The organism is Phyllobacterium myrsinacearum (genome assembly GCF_002980555.1).
In the GTDB taxonomy this organism is placed as follows: Bacteria; Pseudomonadota; Alphaproteobacteria; order Rhizobiales; family Rhizobiaceae; genus Phyllobacterium; species Phyllobacterium myrsinacearum.
This window is the reverse complement of sequence record NZ_PVBT01000001.1, coordinates 1,119,491-1,135,937: the sequence shown is the minus strand read 5'-3', so window position 1 is coordinate 1,135,937 and position 16,447 is coordinate 1,119,491. Positions and strand designations below refer to the sequence as shown.

The window sequence follows — 16,447 nt, the reverse complement described above, 5'->3', positions numbered from 1 at the left end:
GGCAATGGGAGTTATGGCGGAGGGGGTGGGATTCGAACCCACGGTAGGCTCTCACCTACGCCGGTTTTCAAGACCGGTGCCTTAAACCGCTCGGCCACCCCTCCAACCTATTGAATACACTTGATGATCTGGTTCAGGATCATTTCGGAAAAAGGCAGTTTGCAACCACTTTGCTACCGAATGTCATTCGCAGGCCTTTATAGCCTGTCGAATTGCAGCGTCAACCTGTTCTGCAGCATCTGTCTGCATTCCAGCCAGAAAAACAATCCCGCTAATGCGCCTCACCATTTGTCGCAGCAAGAACGCGTTCTGCACCATCCTCGATGACGCCGCGCATGGCCTTTTTGGCAGCGCTCACATTGCGGTCCCTGATCGCATCGGCGATTGCCCTGTGGCGCGCCACCGAATAGCTGTGGCGCTCAGGGTTCGGAATCGGCGAGCTGATCGTGAATGTGGTCACCAGAGCCACCTCGATGAGCGCGCTGATCGAGCGCATGAAGGGATTGTGGGACGCATCGGCAATGGCAATATGAAATTGCAGATCACTGTCGACGAAACTGGATGCGGCTTGGCCGGCCTCCCCCATCCTGTCGACCCATTTATAGAGCGTATCGAGCTGAGCCCCCGTTCTGCGCCGTGCGGCGAGGCCCGCCGCCTCGGGTTCGAGCGCCAGCCGCATTTCCAGAAGGCTCGACAGGAATTCCGGCGTGGGCCCGGCCTCGAAATGCCAGACCAGAATATCCGGGTCGAACAGGTTCCAATGCGAGCGCTCGAGCACCCGTGTGCCAATCTTGGCCCGCGGCTGAATCAGCCCCTTGGCCGCCAGCGTCTTCAGTGCTTCGCGCAGCACCGTCCGCGATACGCCGAAGCGCTCGAACAGCTCGGCATCCCCCGGCAGAATGCTGTTCTCGGCGTAGTCGCCGCTGATGATGCGCAGGCCGAGCGCGCGCATGACGTGGCCGTGATGCGTGTGCGAATGGCCGGCCGTCCGGAAATCGTAATTTGAAAGGTCGTTGCGTGGCACATCACCCCCCACTGGTCGCCGTTGCTCTCTTCAGTGACAGGAACACCAATATGCGTTGCAAGGCAATGAACGAGAAGAGAAGGACACCGACAACGATTTTTGTCCACCAGCTGGACAAGGTTCCATCAAAGACGATGTAGGTCTGGATAATCCCCTGGATGATCACGCCGATGAACGTACCGGCGATATAGCCGACGCCCCCGGTCAGCAAGGTCCCGCCAATCACCACCGCAGCGATGGTATCAAGCTCGACGCCGACAGCGGCGAGCGAATAACCCGCCGAGGTGTAGAGCGAAAAGACAATTCCCGCGAGCCCCGACAGGAAGCCCGACATCGCATAGATGCCGATTGTGGTCCTGGCAACCGGTACGCCCATCAGCTCGGCCGATGTGCGGTTTCCACCCACCGCATAGATGTAGGAGCCGAACTTGCTGAAATGCGCCACGATAATGCCAAGTAAAAAGACCAGCACCATGAGGCAACCGATGAAGGTCAGCCTCCCCCCACCCGGCAGCCGGTAGAACAGGCCCTGCAAGGCCGTATAGAACGGGTGATCAATCGGGATTGAATCCGTTGTCATCACAAAGCACATGCCTCTTGCCAGAAACATGCCTGCCAGCGTGACGATGAAGGACGGCACTTCGAGATAGTGGATGATCACACCCATGCTCGCTCCGAAAACCGTGGTGATCAAAAGCGCGATTGCAAAGGCAATCAGCGGATGAACGCCATAATGCGTGATGAGGACGGCCAAAAGCACGCCTGTAAAGGCAATCACCGATCCGACGGAGAGGTCAATGCCGCCCGAAAGAATGACGAACGTCATGCCCACGGCGGCAATTCCCAGAAAGGCATTGTCCGTCAGCAGATTGCCGGCAACACGGGTTGAGAACATCGCGGGAAACTGGAAAACACAGGCAGCATAGGCGATGAGGCAGATGAGCAGTGTGGCACACAGGGGCAAAAGGCGTGCGTTCATTGTCTCTTTGTCCCCTTCGAACGGAACTCTCCCTTGAGAAACGCCCATCCGCCCAGAGATGAAAATGACTGTGCCAGCAGGATGACGATGATGACCAGAGCTTTCAGGATAAGGTTGTATTCAGGCGGAAAGCCGGACAGCAATATTCCCGTGTTCATCGCCTGAATGATGACGGCGCCGAGTGCTGACATGAGAATGGAAAAGCGGCCGCCAAACAGCGATGTCCCGCCGACAACAACCGCCAGAATTGCATCCAGTTCCAGCCAGAGGCCCGCATTATTGGCATCGGCGCCGCGAATATCCGCAGCGATGATGATCCCGGCCAGTGACGCGCAGAGACCGCAAAACCCGTAGATGACAAGCAGCAGCAGTTTGCTGTTCAGCCCGGCATAGCTGCTCGCACTTCGATTGATGCCGATTGATTCAATCAGCAGACCGAGTGCCGTGCGCCTGACCACAGCAATCGCGACGGCGAGAAGCGAGGCCGCAATCAAAATGGGCATGGGAACGCCAGCAAACGAGCCCGTCCCAAAGAAGATCAGACCGGGCTCGGTAAAGGTGACAATCGAACCCTCGGTGATCAACTGCGCAATGCCGCGGCCGGCTACCATGAGGATCAGGGTCGCCACGATGGGCTGCAGGTCGAAATAGGCAACCAGAATGCCGTTCCACAGGCCGCACGCCAGACCCGCGCCGAGAGCAGCAAGAATGACAACAGGCAGGGGATAACCGGCGACCGTCATTGTGGCGGCCAGCGCGCCCGCGACGGCCATGACGGCGCCAACCGAAAGATCGACACCGCGGCTGGCAATGACGGCGGTCATGCCGATTGCAAGGATGATCACCGGGGCCCCGCGATTGAAAACATCGATCAGGCTGCCGAACAGCCGGCCATCCTGAAGGCGTATTTCGAAAAATCCGGGAAAGGCCAGATAATTGAGAAACAATATGAGCATCAGCGAAAGCAGCTGCGGCATGGCTTTCGTCAAGGCTGCGGTATTCAGACGGATCATGCAGGGGCCCCTTCCGATTCAGCAGCAATCATCTGCATGATGTTTGAAGTCGTGATATCGTCGCCGGAAATTTCGCCGCGATGCGCGCGATCCCGCAGGACAATGACGCGGGTGCTGTAGGCAACGATTTCCTCAATTTCCGAGGAGATGACGAGCAGCGCCATTCCATCATCGCAAAGCCGGTTGATCAGCGCGATAATCTCCGCATGCGCACCCACATCGATACCGCGTGTCGGCTCGTCGAGAATGAGAAACCGGGGATTGGTGGCGAGCCAGCGGGCCAGAATGACTTTCTGCTGGTTGCCACCCGATAGAAACTTGACCGGCTTTTCAATGTCCGTGGTGCGTATATCGAGCGCCTTGACGAATGTGTCGGCCAGGCCCGTCTGTTCGCGGCTTGACAACCGGTTGAACCAGCCCTTCTGAGCCTGCAGCGCCAGGCAAATATTCTCGCGCACGGAGAGATCGCCTATGATGCCGTCAGACTTGCGATCTTCCGGGCACAACCCGAAACCACAGGCGACCGCGTCCCGCGGTGTTCGGATGAGCACGGGATTGCCGTCGATGCGAATATGCCCCGCATCTGCGGCGTCGATCCCGAACAGGATTTTGGCGGTCTCCGTCCGGCCAGATCCCAAAAGCCCGGCCATCCCGATCACTTCGCCTTGCCCGATATCGAGATCGAACGGCGCGATGCTGCGGCTGCGGCCAAGTCCCTTGAAGGAAAATTGCCTTTCGGCGGGAATGGGCCGGTCATGGCGCGGCTTGTGCGTTGCGACCGCAAGAGTTCGCCCGAGCATCAGCGTAACCAGCTCGATCTTGGGGAGTTCCGCGATCAATGCGCTACCGGCCAGCTTTCCATTGCGCAGGACCGTAACCCGGTCGCAGATTTCATAGACCTGATCGAGAAAATGCGTGATGAATACAATGCCAAAACCGCGGGCGCGCAACTGGCGAAGGATGGCGAACAGCACCTCGGTTTCATGCCGGTCCAGACTGGCGGTCGGTTCGTCAAGGACGAGAACCCGCCCCGACATATCGACAGCACGCGCAATTGCCACGATCTGCTGGACAGCGACGGAGTAACGCGACAAATCGGACGAAACATCCAGATGCAGGTCATATTGCGCCAGCAAGTCCCGCGCCTGCTGTTCCATCCGTTTGCGGTTGACAAAGCCGAACCGCATCGGCTGGCGGCCAATGAAAAGATTGTCGGCAACGGACATGTTGGGCAGCAGATTCACTTCCTGGTAAACCGTGCCGATTCCGAGATACTGGGCATGCTGCGTATCGCGCATGACCACCGGCTGCCCATCGATTTTGATCACGCCGGCGTCCGGCTGATGGACACCGGTCAGGACCTTGATGAGGGTTGATTTTCCCGCGCCATTTTCGCCGAGAAGCGCATGAATCTCTCCCGGCCGGACCGTGAAATCCACGCCGTCCAACGCTTTGAAACCAACAAATGATTTGGAGATGCCCTCTACCACCAGAAGACCGGGTTTGTCCGTCATCACGCCCTCTTTCCATGCGCGAATTGCCGATCAGTGGCCAGCCGCCCGAACGGGACGGCTGGCGCGATGGTTCTGATCAGTAGCCCAGACCCTTTTTCTCCTCGTAGACCTTCTTCGGATCATCGGCCTGCGTATAGAGCTTCGATTCCGTCTGAATCCACTTTGGCGGGGCTTTTCCGCTGTCCTTGAACGCCTTCAACGCGTCAAAGGCGGGTCCCGCCATGTTTGGCGTCAGCTCAACCGTTGCATTGGCCTCGCCCTCAGCCATCGCCTTGAAGATATCGGGCACCGCATCGACGGACACGACGAGGATGTCCTTGCCCGGCTTCAAACCGGCTTCCTTGATTGCCTGGATCGCACCAACGGCCATGTCGTCATTATGCGCATAGAGAGCGCAGATATTCTTGCCGCCATTCTCCGCCTTGAGGAAGCCTTCCATGACTTCCTTGCCCTTGGAGCGGGTAAAGTCACCGGTCTGGCTGCGGGTAATCTTGATATTGGACGCCGAGGCAATTCCGTCTTCAAAACCCTTCTTGCGGTTGATGGCGGGACTTGAACCAACGGTTCCCTGCAATTCAACAACCTTGCAATCCTTGCCGGCCACCGCCTTGACCAGCCATTCGCCGGCAACCTTGCCTTCGTGGACGGTATCGGATGTAACCGCCGTCAGATAGAGACCGTCATTGGCTGTTTCGATGGTGCGGTCCAAAAGAATGACCGGGATCTTGGCTTCCTTGGCTTCGGCAAGAACCGTGTCCCAGCCTGTCGCCACGACCGGGGCGATGAAAATGGCGTCAACACCCTGCGCGATGAAGCCGCGGATCGCCTTGATCTGGTTTTCCTGCTTTTGCTGGGCATCGGCGATTTTGAGATCGACGCCGCGTTTCTTGGCTTCAATTTTTGACACGGATGTTTCCGCCGCCCGCCAGCCCGACTCCGAGCCAATTTGTGAAAAGCCGATGGTTAAATCAGCAGCATGGGCAGTCCCGGCGCACAGCATGGCAACCGTGCTGGCAAGCAGAATTCTCTTCATGGAAATCATGACTTCTCCTCCCGAAATTGGTCAAATTCACAAGATCCTCCCAGACCTCGACCATATTACTATAATATAGTAATACAAATAACAAGCGCATATGAAACCGCCAGTGGGAAGGTGATGGCACCAGCCAACGGCGGGACGATCCTCAAAGGCAAGCAAGCCTGAAGGGGATCCTGATCAAAAATCTCTTTGAAAGCAGTCTTATTCTGGTTCGACGCCCGCATTCCAGCGGCAAGCCAATTCCGCAAAATTTGCGGAACTGAAGGCACCATTATTTATCCGACGGGAGCGTGCCGTTCTCATAGGCAGTCCGCAGAAAATGCGTGAAATCATCATCCTTGCCAGCGGCAAGAAACCCGATGATGAGATCGACATCGTTCGAAGCATAGGCGGCGAGATCAGCATGTCCTGTCTGCCGTATGACAGCCATATAGACCCGCTTGCGCCCCTGCTCCTGCAATTGCTCAATCCATGTCCGGTCGGCTTCTGCCGTGATCATTGCCAGATGGTCTTTCAGGCGCGCATCGGCGGCAGTCCAATTCGAGTCGAATGGATCGGTGTCGCGCCAGTCCAGATAGGCGTCGATTGTATCTTCATCGTCAAATGATTCATCAATGATCGTAAAGGCAGACATGGCCGATACGAAGTGCTCGGCGTTCTCCTTATTGCTCTTTTCCATGCGATCTTCCGCCTTTTCTCAAAAGTGCTTTCCGCTCGGGAACCAGACCGGAACCGGTCCTTTGCCGCAATCACACTGAACCGCCCGAAAGGCGGTCAAACCATGCCAGTGCCTGAACGGTGTAGGTCTTCACCTCATCGGATAACTTTGCTTTTGCCATGGCTGTGTCAAGATGCGGTCAACGATTGGAAGAGCGGATGACGATTGGGAAATGCCCAAAGTGCGCACGCGAACTCACGTCCATCAATATTCAACAGGTTGATTTGGTGGATGGTGAGAAGCATTTGCGTGGCGGGATGTTTGTGTGCCCGCATTGCAGTACCGTGATCAACGTTTCGCTCGATCCCCGACTGGTCGCCAGCGCATTGCACCGCGCTTCGAAGCGTCGAGCCTAATCTGCCCTGCGCCTGGCTGATGTGTTGGGTAGAGGGCCGTCGGTGGCACTGGATGAAGGTCAGCGCCACCGACGAAGCAAGCCCTGGTCAGGAGCTCGCTTTTGGGAAATTCCGCGGGTTGCCGGATGGCCGGGGACCGCCTGATTCATCAACGAAAATGATCGGAAACCTCAAACTTCACACCGCTTTTCAGGCGCTCACCGGAAACGGCGCGGAACAACATGTGCAGCCGTTGCGGTGATCAGGCTTTGTTCCAAGCCTATGCCATGACATTCCTGGAAATCGGTTCAGGCAGCGTTTCAAATCCACCCGGTTGTTTCTCTCCACCTGTTTCAAACCGACTCTTGCGGCGTTGCGAAGAGAGTTACTCAATATTTACAGTGTGTCAGCCCCATCGGTTCATGTGCAAACTCGATCTGTCGCAGTTTTGCGACAAATCAAGGCAAAAAAATCAAAATTTTATCAGGAAAGGCCGAGGCGCTTGAGTTTACGGTGCAGGGTCGCCCGGCTGATACCCATATCGGCCGCCGCAGCCGATACATTCCCGCCGCTCCGGGCAAGCGCCCTTTGAATCGCACCGCGTTCGGCCATGGCAAAATCGCGCGCCGCCGACTGATGCTGCCCCAACAGGTCTGCGGCCGGCAGCGGCGCGTTGAGCGCATCGTCGGTCAGGCCTAGCAGCTGGCGTGCCGAGCGCGATGCGCCGATCACCAGATCGTCCTCATCGACGGCAATCAGGGCATTCAAAGCCCGTTCGCTCATCCAGTTGTCGCCGGGCGGCGCCAGGACTATGCGGGCCTTGGGGAAAGCAAGCCGGAAATTCTCCGCCTCGACACGCCGTGCGGCATCAGCGACAGCAATTGATATCAGCTTGACGAAATCGTCCGTCAGGTCGTGGCGCGCGGAAGAAACATCGATCACGGCAGCCAGGCGGCCTCGATGATCGAAGATGGGAGCAACAGTGCAGGACAAGGCCGTGTTCCGGCTGCGGAAATGCTGGTCGCGGTGGATGGTCAAGGCCCGTTGCTCGGCAATGGCCGTGCCGATGCCATTGGTTCCCTCGCATTCCTCGCTCCAAACCGCCCCGGTCCACAAACCCATCCGGTAAAAGGCTTCGTCATCCGCCACGCAGCCGCGCCGGTCAACGGGAATGCTGTTCTTGTCGGCCAGCAGAATGCAGCAGCCTGCGCCGCCGACGGCCGCATAGAGCCGGTCAAGACTGGTCTGGGCGGTCATGATGAGGGAGCCGAGCCGTTCGCGTGCCTGGTTGAGTTCCTGCTCTGTCAGCACGTTCGGCCCCTTTCCCTCGACGGGATTGAGGCCATAGAGGCGCATGGACCGGCGCCATGACGCGATAAGCGCCGATTGCGCAGCTGCGCTGCCCGACGAAAGCGCTGATTCAATATATTCAGCGTGCAAACCGCTCTGGAGCGTTACCATGGTCCCCTCCGAGGCCGAGTATCATGGTCCAGACTATGGTTGAGTGACGATCCCGGTCAAGCCCACACAATCAGCAATTATGGAACAGCGCCTGCCCCTCAGGCATTGGCGGCCTGCAGAACTTTGGCTCGGCTTTGCTCATGCTCGCGAATGTAATTGCGCGTCAGCGGGACAACATCGTTGCGCTTTGCCAGCTGGAACTGGAAAATCACCAGATCCTCATAGCGGAAGGCGGACTCCGCCGCAGCCAGATAGAATTCCCACATCCGGCAGAAGCGCTCATCATAGAGCTGCGCGGCATCCTGCCAATGGGCCATGAACCGTTCGCGCCAGGCGGCCAATGTCGATGCATAGTGCAGGCGCAGAATTTCTATGTCCGTGACCATCAATCCGGCTTTTTCGATTTCCGGCAATATTTCGGACATGGACGGTATGTAGCCGCCGGGGAAAATATACTTGTCGAGCCACGGCGTGGTGAATCCCGGCACCGCCGAACAGCCGATCGTGTGCAGCACCATGACGCCGTTCTCGTCCAGAAGCTCTGCGCATTTGCGGAAAAACTGGCCATAGGATGCGACGCCGACATGTTCGAACATGCCCACCGACACAATCCGGTCGAATGTGCCGCCCAGGCTGCGGTAATCCTGCAATGCGAAATTCACCCGATCGGGCTGGCTCTTTGTTCCCGGCCGGTTTCTGGCAAATTCAAGCTGTTCCTCCGAGAGGGTAACGCCCAGCACGTTGCCCGAGGGGGCTTCAGCGGCCAGATGCAGTGCCAGACCGCCCCAGCCGCAGCCGATATCAAGGACCCGGCTGTCGGGCCGCAGCAGAAGCTTGGCGGCCAGATGCCGCTTCTTGGCCAGCTGCGCATCTTCCAGGCTTTGCTCCGGATGTTCGAAATAGGCACAGGAATACTGGCGGTCGGCATCCAGAAACAGACCATACAACCGGCCGTCCAGATCATAATGATGGGCGACATTGCGCTTTGACCGCGCCGGCAGATTGCGATGGCGGAATCCCCGAAATCGGGCGCGCAGGGCATCGATCACACGCGTTGGCAGCGGATGCGTTTCGTTTTGCGCCTCGCGCAGGACCAGGCAGAGGAAATCATAGATCGTCCCCTGCTCGACGATGAAACGCTCATCCATGAACAATTCGCCAAGCTGCATATCGGCGTCCATGAGAAAGGCCCACTGGGCGCGCTTGTCGGTGAAGCGCACCACCACCGGTTCGCCGCTGCCGTCGCCAAAAATCAGGCGGGCTCCGCTTGCCGTAAGGATTGTGAGGGAACCGCGGGTGACGATGCGGGAGAAGGCGAAACGAAGAATCCGGTCCACGGGCGAAAGAGGCATTCAGACACTCCTGAGTCGAACGATTTCCGGCTCGTAACACGTGCCGATGATCACAGGATTACGCGAACCTGAAGCCAAAATGAAATGGAAACGGTTTCAGTGCCGCTCCTGAAGCACAATGCCATGGGGAAGCGAGGCTATATGGCCAGGCTCTGGCGAATCCTGTCGCTCATTGCCTTGATGGCATCCGGCGATTCGTGACCGATCAGCATGAAAGCGTGGGTATCGCTGGACCAGTACACGACATTCATCCCGTGGCGCCGTTCGGCATCGGCGGCTTTTGCGCCTTTGGAGGACTGGACGATACACAGCGCCAGCGGCGCCTGCGCCGCATCGAGATAGGTAATCTGCCCCAAAGCCCGGCCATCATAGGCCAGCATCTGGGCCCGTTTCAATGAAGCGCCGGGCAATTGCACCCGATCGGGCGTCAATGCAAGGCCAAGTTGCGATCCGACATCCCGCAATTGCGCGGACTGCAGTGCGGCATCGACTGGTCCGGTGCCGAGCGTATCCCGGGTGTAGAGTGACATGTACTGCGCGACCACCGCGCGCCAGTCGCTGCCGTCCTGATCGCCGTGCAGGCCGGACTGGAGCCCGAGGAATGTGCGGTCGACGGCGACACCGACGGCAATGAAACCGATTGCCGCAGCCAGAAAACCCCGGCGATTCCAGCCATTGACCGGCGGCCTGACCGGCTCGGGCGGCGAAATGCCGGCCAGCATCGATTGCAGTTTTTCAGCGGGTGCCTTGTCAAGCAGCGGATCAAAGGCGTTTTTGAACGGCAGGTTGCTCGCGGCCAGGAAATGCAGCCGGTCAGCAACCGCCTCGTCGCTCCCGATCAAACCTTCGACCCGCCGGCGTGTATCCGCATCAAGCTCACCGTCGAGATAAGCCACCAGCATTTCATCGCTTGTCATCGCGTTGTGGTTGGGATCGGTCATTGCGCGCTCCCCTCCTGCCTGCCCGGACCGGCGGATGCTGCGAGCTTCGCGCGTGCAGCTGCCAGCCGGCTCATGACCGTACCGATGGGAATGTCCAGGAGGTCGGCCACCTCGCGATAGGAAAGTTCCTCGACATAGGCGAGGAAAACCACGGTCCGCTGTGCCTCCGGCAGGGCCTGGACCTGCCGGAGAACCTGATTGGCGAAAACATGTGTCTCCGTATCGCGTTGCCCGTCAAAGACCAGGGTTTCATCGGCATCGACAAAGCCCTGCCCCATTCGCACGCGGCGCGACCGGACTTCGTTGAGCCAGATGGAATGAAGAATGGAAAACAGCCAGCGATCAAGCCGCGTGCCATGTGCAAACTGGTTTGCCCGCTCCAGCGCCCGCACGCAGGTCGCCTGCACCAGATCGTCGGCGACATCACGCTGGTGAGACAGCACGACCGCATAGCGCCAGAGCCGCGTGAGGTGCTGGGAAAGGCCCGCCCGGATTTCCTGCTCGTTTGCGATGGTCGCCTCCGCATCGGACCGGGCAACACGGTCCGATGACTGCTTGCTACGCTTTGACTGACTATAGGCAGGAACCGTTGGATATGCGACAGGCATGATGAATCCGCTCTGAATTGTCATGATTGCTCGCCGGTTCACTGGTTCGCGGCGCTCACTTCCTCACAGCTTGGATGGATTCTCGATGGCTTCCGCCAGATCGCGATATTCCTCGCAATCGGTTCCGCAGATACCCCTGATCTTGGCCAGCTGATCCTTGGCAAGATCAAGATGCCCCTTGATGACATAGGCTTCGCCGAGATATTCGCGCACTTGGGCGTATTGGGGATCAAGCTGAACAGCTTTCATGTAATAGCCGATCCCTTCATCCGTGCGCCCCAGCTTGCGGGTGGCATAGCCGCGGTAGTTCAGGGCGACAGCGGTATTGGGATTCTTCAGCGTATCGAGAACGCCAAGCGCTTCTTCATACCGGCCGGCTTCAGCCAATGCGAAGGCATAATTCGTCAGATCGGAATCCGGAACCAGGCTGCCCTGCTGCTTGACGCATTTTTGTGCTTTCGAGCTCCAGACTTCACCCTTCGGGCAGGTCGGTGTTGAACTCGAATCGCCACCGCCACCACCGCCAGCCGCATACAATGGACCGGACATGACTGCACCCGCAAGGCACGCACCAAGCAGGACAACCGGATAGATCCGGCCAACGGACGGGAATTTTCCTATACTGAACATCACGTTTTCTCCTGAAGCAAAGGGACTGCGATGGGAGAACACGCCAGATATCCGCTTTATTCAGCGCATCGGGAAATTTTCTTTGAATTCCAATGATGGGAAAAACAAAAATCCACCCAAAATTGTCCAATTTGTTCCGGTCAGGACTTAAAATTGCCAGTGCTGCTTTCTATATGCGGGTGGCGCGCTCAAAATTGGCTGGGGCGTAACAGGAGAAATTTATGTCCGGTACTGCTTCCCGCATCATTCGCATCGCTGTGCTGCTTGTTCTGGCCTTGGCTGTCACGCTGAGTGCATTTGATATCGCCGACGCAAGGCGGGCGGGCGGCGGATTTGGCAGCCGCGGTACACGCACCTTCGACGCGCCTGCAACCACCCGGACAGCACCATCGCCTGCCGCACCGATTGAACGGTCCATGACCCCGCGTCCGCAAACCAACCAGCCCTCGGCAATGCAACCGCAGGCGGCAGCGCCCCGCCCCGGCTTTTTCAGTGGTTTTGGCGGTTCCATGCTTGGCGGCCTGCTGGTCGGCGGCTTGATCGGCACATTGCTCGGTCACGGTTTCGGCGGCGGCTTCGGTTTCCTCGGCATGTTGCTGCAGATCGGTCTGGTGATCGGCGCGATCATGCTGGCCATGCGGTTTTTCGCCCAGCGCCGTCAGTCGCCTCTGGCCGCTTCCGGTCCGGCATCCGGCCAGGGTTTTGGCCGACAGGCCGACCCATCCGCATCGCCGTCATTCCGTATTCCGGCCGTTGGAGCGGCGATGGGTTCCGGTTCTTCCCAGCCTTCCCAGAACGCGAGGCCGGCACAAGCCTCCACCTCGACGGATGAGCTTGGCCTGACCCAGTCGGATCTCAATCAGTTCGAGCAGCTTCTGACCAAGGTGCAGACCGCCTACGGGACAGAGAATTATGCCGAGCTGCGGTCCCTCACCACGCCGGAAGCCATGTCCTACCTGGCGGAAGAGCTTGGTGAGAATGCCACGAAGGGCGTGCGCAACAGCGTTTCCGACGTCAAGCTGCTTCAGGGCGATATCGCTGAATCGTGGCACGAAAACAATGCCGATTACGCCACCCTGGCCATGCATTATTCCAGCATCGATGCGATGCTCGACCGGACAACCGGCCGTCTTGTCGATGGCGACAACACCAGACCGACCGAAACCACCGAGGTGTGGACCTTCGTGCGCAAGGACGGAGCGGACTGGAAGTTGTCGGCCATTCAGGCGGCTTGATCCGTTCACTTGCCATGGATTTGAACAACGGCGCAGGAGCAAAGCTTCTGCGCCGTTGTTGATTCAGGGGATCGTTGCCGCTTTACTGTTTTACGACGTGCCAGACGCTGCCGACCCCGTCACCGCCTGTCTCACCTTCCTTTGTGTCCTTGGCAAAGGTGTAGAGCGGCTTGCCATCATAAGCCCACATGTCCTTGCCATCGGCGGCTTTGACGAGCGACCACTTGCCCATCGCCTTCGCTTTGGCATCGGCATGGAAGGCCGGCCATTTCTTCAGGCAGTCCGCATCGCAATTAGATTTGCCCTTGGCATCCTTGTCGAAAGTATAGAGCGTCAGGCCCTTTTCGGTGGCAAGCACCTTTCCGGCCTTTGTTTCAACCGTCTTTGCCGGCTCGGCGGCAAATGCTGTCAGGGTCGTGGCAGCCAGAAGACTCATTGCTATCAGCAGTGTTTTCATCGATTTCACTCCCTCATCGGTTTGACCGGCGACATGCCAGCAATACCCATTTTACGCGAATATCGTCCGCGGTTCATGACGTTGCTGCCCATTCTGATCCGAAATGAGGCGCAAGAGAAGAAACGCGAACAATAATTGAGACGATTGGTAACGAAGCGAAAACAGCGTAATGATTGTCTCAATCCAGTGTAAGCTGAAACCCGTCCGCCCGCAAAAAACCGAGATTCCATCCTATCTGCCACCCGTTGCCGCGTCCAAATGCTGTTTTTCAAACATTCAAACGATGATCTGAACAATGCGATTGCTGCTTATTGAAGATGACACCATGCTTGGCTCCTCTCTGAAGAAGGCGCTGGAAAAACATGCCTATGGTGTCGACTGGATGCAGGACGGGGAAACCGGGCTTGCCGCCATGCAGGATTCGAGTTTCGCGGTTGTTGTTCTTGACGTCAATCTGCCCAAGATGAGCGGACTTGAGGTGCTCAGGGCAACCCGGCGCGACAAAAATCTTGTCCCCATTCTGCTTTTGACCGCCCGCGATACCCCGCTGCACAAGGTGGAAGGTCTCGACAGCGGCGCGGATGACTATCTGGTGAAGCCGTTTGATCTTGATGAACTGCTTGCCCGCCTGCGCGCCCTGGTTCGCCGCAGCGAGGGCCGTGTCGATACGATCCTGAAATGCGCCGATGTCGAAGTCGATCCGGCGGCCAAGGTCGTGCGCAAGGCGTCAAACCAGGTGATGATGACGGCCAAGGAATTTCAGCTGTTGAAACTTCTGATGGAACGCGCCGGCAAATACGTCACAAAAAGCGATATTGAATATGCGCTGTACAGCGCCGAGAGTGCCGTTGAGAGCAACACAACCGAAGTGACGATCTACAATCTGCGCAAGAAGCTTGGCAGCGATTTCATCAAATCCATCCGGGGTGTGGGTTACATGGTGGACGCATGAGCAGAGCCACCCTTACCCGCAATCTGTTCTTTCGCGTCACGCCAACCATCCTCATCACCATGGCAATCATTGGCGGCTTTGCCTTCAACAGCGCCACGCGTGAAATCAACAATGTTTATGATGCGCAATTAATCAACGATGCGAATGTGTTGTGGATGCTTCTTCACAATCAGTTTGAGGAAACGGGAGACGCGCCGCCCAAGCACATCGCCGATATCGATTTGAGCATGGGCAACCAGCTGGCGCTGAATGAAGATGCGGACGACTACGCGGACGCCCACATGTTCCGGGCGTGGAAAGACAACAAGATCGTGCTTTTCTCCGGATCGACGTTTCCGGCAGAAATCCCGCTGCAGCGCGCCGGGTTCACCAATGTCCCCTATGACAGCGAACTCTGGCGCATTTACTCCCTGCCGATCCCCGAAACGCGTGTTGTGATCGAAGTGGCGGAAAAGGTCGCCATGCGCCAGACGCTGGTGTCGAACATCCTGCTCAACCTAATCTTCCCGCTGCTGATCGTCATCCCGCTGATCGCGCTGCTGATATGGTTCGGCATCAACAGCGGCCTTGGCACCATCCGCATGCTGGTGCAGCAGATCCGCAGCCGCTCTCCGGACGATCTCTCGGCCATTCCCGTCGACACGCTGCCGCGGGACCTCTCGCCCCTCGGCCGCTCGATCAACCAGTTGCTCGAGGATCTCGACGACTCGCTCAAGGCGGAACGGCGCTTTGCCGATCATGCCGCCCATCAGTTGCGCACGCCGCAGGCCGCATTGAAGCTTCTGCTGCAGATGCTGGCCCAGGCGGACAATGAGAAGGAGCGGCAGGCCATCATCGCCGACCTCATCATCAGCAATGAACGGGCCACCTATCTCATTGAGCAGTTGCTGCGCGCCGCGCGCGTCGGGCATCAGCCCATGCAACTGCAGGCCGTGCCGCTTTACAGCACCGTGGCATCCGTCGTTGCCGAAATGGGCAATCTGATAACGGCAAAACAGCTGGACATGTCGCTCGACGGCGACGAAAAGGCGCTGGTGCGGGCCGACGAACCGCTGCTACGCCTGATGGTCAGCAACCTCATCGAAAATGCGGTCAAATATACGCCCGCCTCCGGCCGGATACGCGTGGCGATCACTGTGGCCAACAATTACTGGCGCCTGTCCATATCAGACAGCGGTCCGGGTATCGCAGAACACCACCGCGAGGCCGTCTTCCAGCGATTCTACCGCGTCGACACGCCGCAAATCGAAGGAACCGGTCTGGGCTTGACCATCGTTGCCGATATCGTCAAGCGCCTGTCGGGCACGATTGCATTGAAGTCCCCGGCCTCCGGCAACGGCCTCCTTGTGGAAGTGCTTCTGCCAAAAGCATAATTTCGCTTGCACACGAATGCACTGATCGCCCTCCATCGATTTCAGTTTGGCATCATCTTCGCATAATTTAGCGATCATCCATCGATGCTAGAAGCTCCTCACATTCGCACGAGGAGTGTCTGCATGCATGTATTTTGTGATTTTGACGGGACCATTTCGCTTGAGGACGCGACCGATTTCATTCTTGAACGATTAGCCAGCCCGGCCTGGGAAGACATCGAACAGCAATGGAAGCAGGGCCTCATTGGTTCCGCCGAATGCATGGCACGTCAGATTGCCTTGATCGAAGCCACTCGCCAGGAACTGGATGGTGCGCTCGACGACATCGCCATCGACCCCACCTTCCCCGCCTTTATCGATTTCTGCTGGGCACAGGGCATACCGGTCACGATCATCAGCGATGGTGTCGATTATTTCATCAAGCGCATCCTTGCCCGGCACAACCTCGACTATCTCCCGGTCATCGCCAACAAGCTGACGATCTCCGGCGTGAATGGCCACACCCGCTATGAACTCAGTTCGCCCTACAGCGATATCGATTGTTCGTCGGCCGCCGGCGTGTGCAAGTGCCGTTCGGTCGAGGCCTTCGATACGCGGGTCTATATCGGCGACGGCCGTTCCGATTTCTGTGTCTCCGACAAGCCGGAACTGGTGTTCGCCAAGGACAAGCTGGCTGAGTTCTGCACGCAGCAGGCCATTCCGTTCGTCAGCTACGAAAACTTTTCCGACCTTACCCAGAGCCTGAAGAATGCGCTCCCCGGCTTCAACCGCCATCACGAGAGCGCTCCCCATTACGCCACGGCGTAAAAATGCAAC

General features: G+C 57.9%; 17 protein-coding genes, 1 tRNA gene and 1 pseudogene. 5 read left to right on the top strand and 14 right to left on the bottom strand.

Going from position 1 to position 16,447, the window contains the following annotated elements; translation table 11 throughout:
* Positions 1-14 precede the first annotated feature (14 nt).
* From C5750_RS05510 to C5750_RS27005, 8 genes and pseudogenes are all read right to left on the bottom strand, one after another.
* Positions 15-104: transfer RNA gene (locus tag C5750_RS05510), tRNA-Ser, on the bottom strand.
* Positions 105-271: 167 nt separating this feature from the next.
* Positions 272-1,024, bottom strand: a complete 753-nt coding sequence (locus tag C5750_RS05505) for a FadR/GntR family transcriptional regulator (RefSeq protein WP_245420988.1) — start codon at positions 1,022-1,024, stop codon at positions 272-274.
* 1 nt (position 1,025) lies between these two features.
* Positions 1,026-2,003, bottom strand: coding sequence for a galactofuranose ABC transporter, permease protein YjfF (yjfF, locus tag C5750_RS05500; protein ID WP_105732782.1), 978 nt, complete (start codon positions 2,001-2,003; stop codon positions 1,026-1,028).
* Positions 2,000-3,016: an ABC transporter permease gene (locus C5750_RS05495; RefSeq protein WP_105732781.1), complete on the bottom strand. Its 1,017-nt coding sequence runs from the start codon at positions 3,014-3,016 to the stop codon at positions 2,000-2,002. Before C5750_RS05495 ends, yjfF begins: the two co-directional genes overlap by 4 nt.
* Positions 3,013-4,530, bottom strand: coding sequence for a galactofuranose ABC transporter, ATP-binding protein YtfR (gene ytfR, locus C5750_RS05490; protein ID WP_105732780.1), 1,518 nt, complete (start codon positions 4,528-4,530; stop codon positions 3,013-3,015). Before ytfR ends, C5750_RS05495 begins: the two co-directional genes overlap by 4 nt.
* Positions 4,531-4,606: 76 nt before the next feature.
* Positions 4,607-5,563, bottom strand: coding sequence for a galactofuranose ABC transporter, galactofuranose-binding protein YtfQ (gene ytfQ, locus C5750_RS05485; RefSeq protein ID WP_146118181.1), 957 nt, complete (start codon positions 5,561-5,563; stop codon positions 4,607-4,609).
* A 277-nt stretch (positions 5,564-5,840) separates the two neighbouring features.
* Positions 5,841-6,248, bottom strand: a complete 408-nt coding sequence (locus tag C5750_RS05475) for a hypothetical protein (protein WP_105732777.1) — start codon at positions 6,246-6,248, stop codon at positions 5,841-5,843.
* A 94-nt stretch (positions 6,249-6,342) separates the two neighbouring features.
* Positions 6,343-6,408 (bottom strand): annotated as a pseudogene (locus C5750_RS27005) (DUF2280 domain-containing protein); the annotation flags it as partial.
* Between the two features lie 287 nt (positions 6,409-6,695).
* Between C5750_RS27005 and C5750_RS05470 the strand changes: the two are divergent.
* Positions 6,696-6,884 carry a hypothetical protein gene (locus C5750_RS05470; protein ID WP_105732776.1) on the top strand — a complete coding sequence of 63 codons (189 nt, stop codon included), beginning with the start codon at positions 6,696-6,698 and terminating at the stop codon, positions 6,882-6,884.
* A gap of 221 nt (positions 6,885-7,105) precedes the next feature.
* Here C5750_RS05470 and C5750_RS05465 read toward each other — a convergent pair whose 3' ends face one another.
* From C5750_RS05465 to C5750_RS05445, 5 genes are all read right to left on the bottom strand, one after another.
* Positions 7,106-8,083, bottom strand: a complete 978-nt coding sequence (locus C5750_RS05465; protein WP_105732775.1) for a GAF domain-containing protein — start codon at positions 8,081-8,083, stop codon at positions 7,106-7,108.
* Positions 8,084-8,181: 98 nt separating this feature from the next.
* Positions 8,182-9,435 (bottom strand): cyclopropane fatty acid synthase, encoded by a 1,254-nt coding sequence (locus C5750_RS05460; protein WP_105732774.1) that lies wholly within the window; start codon positions 9,433-9,435, stop codon positions 8,182-8,184.
* A gap of 137 nt (positions 9,436-9,572) precedes the next feature.
* The gene (locus tag C5750_RS05455) at positions 9,573-10,376 is read right to left on the bottom strand and encodes an anti-sigma factor family protein (RefSeq protein WP_245420987.1); all 804 of its coding nucleotides are present in this window, start codon (positions 10,374-10,376) and stop codon (positions 9,573-9,575) included.
* Positions 10,373-10,984 (bottom strand): RNA polymerase sigma factor, encoded by a 612-nt coding sequence (locus C5750_RS05450; protein ID WP_105733132.1) that lies wholly within the window; start codon positions 10,982-10,984, stop codon positions 10,373-10,375. Before C5750_RS05450 ends, C5750_RS05455 begins: the two co-directional genes overlap by 4 nt.
* Positions 10,985-11,047: 63 nt before the next feature.
* Positions 11,048-11,614 carry a tetratricopeptide repeat protein gene (locus C5750_RS05445; RefSeq protein WP_105732773.1) on the bottom strand — a complete coding sequence of 189 codons (567 nt, stop codon included), beginning with the start codon at positions 11,612-11,614 and terminating at the stop codon, positions 11,048-11,050.
* A gap of 221 nt (positions 11,615-11,835) precedes the next feature.
* On the opposite strand from C5750_RS05445, the gene C5750_RS05440 reads away from it, so the two are divergent.
* Positions 11,836-12,849, top strand: coding sequence for a Tim44 domain-containing protein (locus C5750_RS05440; RefSeq protein WP_105732772.1), 1,014 nt, complete (start codon positions 11,836-11,838; stop codon positions 12,847-12,849).
* A gap of 82 nt (positions 12,850-12,931) precedes the next feature.
* Here C5750_RS05440 and C5750_RS05435 read toward each other — a convergent pair whose 3' ends face one another.
* Positions 12,932-13,306, bottom strand: a complete 375-nt coding sequence (locus C5750_RS05435) for a COG4315 family predicted lipoprotein (protein ID WP_105732771.1) — start codon at positions 13,304-13,306, stop codon at positions 12,932-12,934.
* Positions 13,307-13,601: 295 nt separating this feature from the next.
* Here C5750_RS05435 and C5750_RS05430 point away from each other — a divergent pair, with 295 nt between their 5' ends.
* The 3 genes from C5750_RS05430 to C5750_RS05420 all read left to right on the top strand — a co-directional run bounded on the left by C5750_RS05430 (position 13,602) and on the right by C5750_RS05420 (position 16,438).
* The gene (locus C5750_RS05430; RefSeq protein WP_105732770.1) at positions 13,602-14,258 is read left to right on the top strand and encodes a response regulator transcription factor; all 657 of its coding nucleotides are present in this window, start codon (positions 13,602-13,604) and stop codon (positions 14,256-14,258) included.
* Positions 14,255-15,631 (top strand): sensor histidine kinase, encoded by a 1,377-nt coding sequence (locus C5750_RS05425; RefSeq protein ID WP_105732769.1) that lies wholly within the window; start codon positions 14,255-14,257, stop codon positions 15,629-15,631. The genes C5750_RS05430 and C5750_RS05425 overlap by 4 nt, the downstream gene beginning before the upstream one ends.
* Before the next feature lie 123 nt (positions 15,632-15,754).
* A complete protein-coding gene (locus C5750_RS05420) occupies positions 15,755-16,438 on the top strand; it encodes an MtnX-like HAD-IB family phosphatase (protein ID WP_105732768.1) in 684 nt (227 codons plus the stop codon).
* Positions 16,439-16,447 lie beyond the last annotated feature (9 nt).